Raw genomic sequence first — 5,612 nt, 5'->3', positions numbered from 1 at the left:
TGGAGCACCACCCCCCAGGAGCCGGCGTTGGCGTCGCCGAGGCCGAGGAAGGAGATGCCGGCCTCGATGCCGATGCCGGCGGCGAGGACGAAGGAACTCTGGATGACAACAGGTACACGTACGGCCCACAGGACATGGCGCCCGACGATACGCAGGTCGGACAGACCCACGACGCGAGCGGCATCCACGTACAACTCGGAGCGCACTCCCACGACCACGCCGCGTACGAGCCGGTAGTAACCGGGAGCTACGAGGAGACCGAACACGGCCATGGCGACGGGGATGTCGGGACCGGTGAGGGAGTAGAGGGCGATGAGGAGGACGACGCCGGGCAGCGACATGACGACGTCGGCGGCGAATCCGGAAGCGGCCTCGAAGCGGCCCCGGTAGAAGCCGGCGACCAGACCTCCTCATGTGTACGGGGCTGCGTCAGCACTTCTCGCGCAGGGAGTGGAGGTGCTCGCTGGAGCGGCGCGCGAAGGTGAAGGACTCGGTCGGGTTGTCGTGCTCGGCCTGCCAGTGGTGCGCCAGGCGGTGGCCGCGCAGCCGGGTGACGCCGGAGATGAACCGCTGGTAGTCGATGTCTCCGTCGCCGACGTCGGTCATGCGGTAGCCGTACTGGTTGCCCGGGTCGCTCACGCCGTCCTTGACGTGGAAGAGGGGGTAGCGGTCGGGCTGCCTGAGGACGTAGTCGAGGGGCTCGAAGGGCGCCGGTGTGCCGTCGGGCCGCTTCGAGAAGCGGAACTGGCCCGAGTACGCCCAGAAGATGTCCATCTCCAGGTACACGAGCTTGGGATCGGTCTCGGCGAGCAGGACGTCGTACAGCCGGACCTTCGGGTTGTCGGTGGCGAAGGAGAACTCCTCGGAGTGGTTGTGCTGGTAGAACTTCATGCCGCGTGCCCGGGCCGCCGCGCCGTACGTGTTGAACTCCTCCGCCGCCCGCTTCCAGGCGTCGACGGTGGAGCCGTAGCGGAACGGGCCGGAGGCGGTGCCGATGTGCTTGAGGCCGAGGGCCTGGGCGTCGTCGAGGACCTTGTCGAGGTTCTGCGCGAAGGTGTACGCGTTCGGGTCGTCGGAGTAGTAGCCGACGTGGCTGCCGATCGGGTTCAGGCCGTGGTTGCGGGCGAGCCGCTTGAGCTGGGCGAGGGTGATGGGGCCGGCGGAGCCCTGGGTGTATCCGGCGAACTCGACCTCGTCGTAGCCGTACTTCTTCAGTTCGGCGAAGACGGGGGCGAAGCCCAGCGTGGAGACCTTGTCGCGGAGGCTGTACAGCTGGATGCCGAGCCGGCCGGGCGGCAGGACGGGACGGCCGCGGCCGCCACCGGCGGTCTGTGGCGAGGTGGCCGCGGTGGCCGGGGAGGCGGCCCCGAGGAGAGCGGCGGCGGTGGCGCCTGCGGCCACGCCGAGCATGCCTCTTCTGCTGAGGCGGTGGGCGAGTTCGGGGTCGGTGTGCTGGGTGCGGCTCATGCCTGGAGCTCCTCTGGGTGAAAGGGCCGTTGTCAGTGGTGGGTGCTTCACTGGTGATCGGTCAGGAGAAACCGGTCGGTCGGGGCGGGGGTGCTGTCACGTCGGTGGCCGGGTGCCGGCCGTCGACGGGACGGGGGGAGCGGACGGGGGCTTCGTCGGCGCGGCCGGGGCTCATGGCAGCTCTTTGAGGCCAAGGTCGGTCAACAGGTTGCGGGCGAGGGTGAGTTCGGCGGCGATGCCGTCGGCGAGCTGGGCGCGGGCGCGGGGCCGTAGCTCGGGTGGGAGGGCCTGCCAGGTGTAGGTCTCGACCTCCAGGTGCCGGGTGAGGGGGTGCGGGCCGCCGACGAGCCGGGTCAGGGCGGACTTGAGCACGGGGAGCGTGGAGGTGAGGGGGGCGGCCGGGGCCGCGTGGAGGGGGACGTGGAAGTGGGCGCGCCATGGGGAGGCGTCGGGCAGGGCGTCGCCGCCGAGTGCCTCGCCCAGGTCGTCGGTGCCGCGCAGTCCGGCGGCGGTGGCGGTGCGGGTCTGGTGCAGGAAGCGGGGCTCGTCGAAGGCGGCGAGAGCCTCGCGGACGTCGGGCAGATGGGGGTGTTCGGCGTGCAGGGCGGCGGAGAGCTGGGACTTGACGACGGGGACGCCTGCCTGGGCGAGTGCGTCCAGGGCGGTGTGGGGGTCTTCGAAGGAGGTGGCGAGGTGGCAGGTGTCGACGCAGATTCCGATGCGGTCGTGGCCGATCGCGGTGAGCGGGGCGATGGCGTCGGCGGTGGTCTCGACGGTGCAGCCGGGTTCCGGTTCCAGGCCGACGCGGATGGAGCGGCCGGTGAGTTCGGCGAGGGCGTCGAGGCGTTGCGCGAGGGTGCCCAGAGCGGTCAGGGCAGTGACCGCGCGCTTCTCGTCGTGGGCGGTGCGCCAGGCGAGGGGCAGGGTGGAGACGCTGCCTTCGGTGACGTCGTCGGGGAGGAGACCGGCGAGGACCCGGGCCAGGTCGGTGGTGTGGGCGAGCCGCTCGGGGTCGGCCCAGTCCGGCTTGTAGACGCGGTACTTGACCTCTTCGGCGCCGAATCCCTCGTAGGGGAAGCCGTTGAGGGTGACGACTTCGAGCCCGCGCCGGTCGAGTTCGGTGCGCAGCCGGCGCAGGGCGGAGGGGTCGCTGACCAGGGCGTGGGCCGCCTCCCTGGCCAGCCAGAGTCCTATGCCGAGACGGTCTCGGCCGAGGCGTCGGCGTACGGGTTCGCAGTGGTCGCGGAGTTGGGCGAGGACGCCGTCGAGGGTTTCGGCGGGGTGGACGTTGGTGCAGTAGGCGAGGTGGACGGTGGAGCCGTCGGGGTGGCGGAAGCGCATCGGTCACTCCCCGCCGCGCAGGACGGAGTTGCCCTCGTGGGTGGCGCCGGTCGCGTCGGCTTGGAGGTCCAGTCGGCCGCTGAGCCCGTAGAAGGCGACCGGGTTGCGCCACAGGACACGGTCGACGTCGTCCTCGGTGAAGCCCTCCGCCAGCATCAGGTCGCCGACCCTGCGGGTCTTGAGGGGGTCGCTTCTGCCCCAGTCGGCCGCGGAGTTGACCAGGACCTGCTCGGGCCCGTGGTCGCGGAGGACGGCGACCATCCGTTCCTCGTCCATCTTGGTCTCGGGATAGACGGAGAAGCCGAGCCAGCAGCCGCTGTCCTTGGCCTCCTTGACGGTGGTCTCGTTGAGATGGTCGACCAGGACGTGTTCCGGGGGCAGGGCCGACTCCCGTACGACGTCCAGGGTGCGGCGGAGGCCGGCGAGCTTGTCGCGGTGCGGGGTGTGGACGAGTGCGGGCAAGCCGTGGTCGGCGGCGAGCTGGAGCTGGGCGGCGAACGCGGTGTCCTCGGCGGGGGTCATCGAGTCGTAGCCGATCTCGCCGACGGCGACGACGCGGTCCTTGGCGAGATACCGGGGCAGTTCGTCGAGGACGGGGGTGCAGCGGGGGTCGTTCGCCTCTTTGGGGTTGAGGGCGATCGTGCAGTGGTGGGCGATGCCGTACTGGGCGGCGCGGAAGGGTTCCCAGCCCAGGAGGGAGTCGAAGCAGTCGTAGAAGGAGGCGGGCGAGGTGCGGGGCTGGCCGAGCCAGAAGGAGGGCTCGACGACGGCGCGGACGCCTGCGGTGTACATGGCCTGGTAGTCGTCGGTGGTCCGGGACGTCATGTGGATGTGGGGGTCGAAGATGCGCATCAGGACTCCTTCGCTTCGGACGCCGTCAGAGCCAGGACGCGGTGCAGATCGCCGGGGACGGGGCGGCCGGCGGCGGTGCGTTCGGCGGCGTAGTCGTCGAGCATGCGGGCGAGTTCCGTGTCGGCCCGTGCCCGGTGGTGGAGGTCGGCCACCGCGTCGACGGGCACACCGGTGAACAGGCACTTCAGCACGGCGTGGCGCCAGTTGTGGGCGTCCAGGTGACGGGCGGCGTACGGGCCGACGGCCGCGGCGACGAGGCGCGTGTCGTTGGTGCGCAGGGCGTCCTCGACGAGGGGGAGCGCCTCGGGGCCCGCGACCAGGAGGGGCAGGGCGTGCAGGACGGCTCGGCGTTCGGCGGCGGTGCCCTGTCGGTAGACGCGGGTGAGGGCGTCCGGGCCGGCCTGGGCGGCGTTCAGGATGAGGACGCGTACGGCGTCCGCGTGGTCGGTGCCGCACCGGCGACCGGCCTCGGCGAGGCGCAACTCCCAGGCGGAGACGGGGCCTTGGGTGTGGGAGTGGGCGGCTGCCTCGTCCAGGGCGAGGGCGAGCCATGCGCGGGCGGCTTCACCGAGGTGGGCGGTGACCTGGGTGGGGAGAACGTCCAACGGGACGAGAGAGAGGGGGCCGTCGGTCGCCGGTGCGCCCGGTCCGGTGTGGGGCCGGGTCACGGGGTGCTCCCTTCGGCGCGGGCGGTGGAAGGCCTGGTCGGTGGTGCGAAGAGGGTGACAGGAGCGGCTACCGGGGTGTGGGCGGTCGGGGGGTGAACGGTCTGCGGTGCTGCCGGCGCGGCCCGGGTCGGCGTGGCCGGCTGCGGGCCTGGGGCGGACCTGGACGCCGGTGCTGCCTGGGCAGGCCCGCTTTGAGGGGAGTCGGCGGGTGGATTCGAGGGGGAGAGAGCTGCGCGGCGGAGGTGGTGGAGGGAGTGTTCGGCGTAGTGGGGGCCCGCGTGTGAGTGGCGGGGCAGTTCCACGACGGTCAGGCCCTGGTAGCCGGTGGCGGACAGTGCGGCGAGCACGGGCGGGAAGTCGATCTCGCCTTCTCCGAACGGGAGATGTTCGTGGACTCCTCGGCGCATGTCCTCGATCTGGACGTGACGCAGCCAGGGTGCGGCGGCGCGGACACACTCCTCGGGAGGGAGGGGTTCGAGGCACTGGCAGTGACCGATGTCGAGGGTGAGGCCGAGCGCCGCAGGGTCGTCGAGCGCGTGGCGGAGGTGGTGGAAGTCGGCGAGGGTGGCGAGCAGATGGCCGGGTTCGGGTTCGATCGCGAGTGGGAGGTCTGCTGCTGTGGCCGCCTCCAGGACGGGGGTTAGTGCTTCGGTCAGGCGGTGCCAGGCGGTGTCCGGGTGCGTGTCGGCGGGGTTGACGCCGCTGAAGCAGTGCACGGCGTGGGCGCCGAGGTCCGCGGCGACACGCACGGCCCTGAGCAGGAGGTCGACGCGTCGTGAGCGGTCGTCCGGGTCGGGGTCGAGGAGCGAGGGGCCGTGTTTGCGGCGTGGGTCGAGTACGTAGCGGGCGCCGGTCTCCACGGTGACGCCGAGCCCCAGGGCGTTCAGGCGGCGGGCCACGCGTCGGGTGCGCTCGGCGAGGTCGGGGGCGAGCGGGTCGAGGTGCATGTGGTCGAGGGTCAGACCGACGCCGTCGTAGCCGAGGTCGGCCAGCAGACCGAGGGCGTCGTCGAGACGGAGGTCGGTGAGGCCGTTGGTTCCGTACCCGAAGCGGAGGGGGGCGGGGATGGTGGTGGGGTGGCGAAGGTCGAGTTCGGCGACCACACCAAGTTCGTGGTCAAGTGGGCCGTGCTCACCTCGCTCGCCATCCTCGGAGCGGGAATCCTGTTCGGCATCATCTGATCGGAATCCGTACCGCAACTGATTCGCGCATCCGTCCGGAAGGACAACACCATGAGGCCCGGTGGGAACCGCGGCTGGCTGCTCCGCCTCGTCATCGCCTTCA

Annotated in this window: 6 protein-coding genes; all 6 read right to left on the bottom strand. The window is 71.5% G+C overall.

The annotated features are described in order from the left end of the window. Nucleotides 1-404: ABC transporter permease subunit (locus tag STRTUCAR8_RS03440; protein ID WP_199791662.1), on the bottom strand; the 404-nt coding region annotated here is incomplete at its 3' end. A 25-nt stretch (nt 405-429) separates the two neighbouring features. Continuing rightward, the gene (locus STRTUCAR8_RS03435; RefSeq protein WP_006374029.1) at nt 430-1,467 is read right to left on the bottom strand and encodes a sugar phosphate isomerase/epimerase family protein; all 1,038 of its coding nucleotides are present in this window, start codon (nt 1,465-1,467) and stop codon (nt 430-432) included. A gap of 171 nt (nt 1,468-1,638) precedes the next feature. Then, nucleotides 1,639-2,808: a metabolite traffic protein EboE gene (gene eboE / locus STRTUCAR8_RS03430; RefSeq protein WP_006374026.1), complete on the bottom strand. Its 1,170-nt coding sequence runs from the start codon at nt 2,806-2,808 to the stop codon at nt 1,639-1,641. A gap of 3 nt (nt 2,809-2,811) precedes the next feature. After that, a complete protein-coding gene (locus STRTUCAR8_RS03425; RefSeq protein WP_006374027.1) occupies nt 2,812-3,660 on the bottom strand; it encodes a TatD family hydrolase in 849 nt (282 codons plus the stop codon). Beyond that, nucleotides 3,660-4,328, bottom strand: coding sequence for an EboA domain-containing protein (locus tag STRTUCAR8_RS03420; RefSeq protein WP_006374030.1), 669 nt, complete (start codon nt 4,326-4,328; stop codon nt 3,660-3,662). The genes STRTUCAR8_RS03425 and STRTUCAR8_RS03420 overlap by 1 nt, the downstream gene beginning before the upstream one ends. Beyond that, nucleotides 4,325-5,431, bottom strand: a complete 1,107-nt coding sequence (locus tag STRTUCAR8_RS03415; RefSeq protein ID WP_078507101.1) for a sugar phosphate isomerase/epimerase family protein — start codon at nt 5,429-5,431, stop codon at nt 4,325-4,327. The genes STRTUCAR8_RS03420 and STRTUCAR8_RS03415 overlap by 4 nt, the downstream gene beginning before the upstream one ends. Between the last annotated feature and the right edge of the window lie 181 nt (nt 5,432-5,612).

The organism is Streptomyces turgidiscabies Car8 (genome assembly GCF_000331005.1).
In the GTDB taxonomy this organism is placed as follows: Bacteria; Actinomycetota; Actinomycetes; order Streptomycetales; family Streptomycetaceae; genus Streptomyces; species Streptomyces turgidiscabies.
The sequence above is the reverse complement of the archived record's forward strand: the minus strand, read 5'-3'. Positions and strand labels throughout refer to the sequence as shown.

Bases quoted from the DNA above. Each gene is read 5' to 3' on its own strand.
- STRTUCAR8_RS03435 (WP_006374029.1), bottom strand. From the start codon at position 1,467: ATGAGCCGCACCCAGCACACCGACCCCGAACTCGCCCACCGCCTCAGC.
- eboE (WP_006374026.1), bottom strand. From the start codon at position 2,808: ATGCGCTTCCGCCACCCCGACGGCTCCACCGTCCACCTCGCCTACTGC.
- STRTUCAR8_RS03425 (WP_006374027.1), bottom strand. From the start codon at position 3,660: ATGCGCATCTTCGACCCCCACATCCACATGACGTCCCGGACCACCGAC.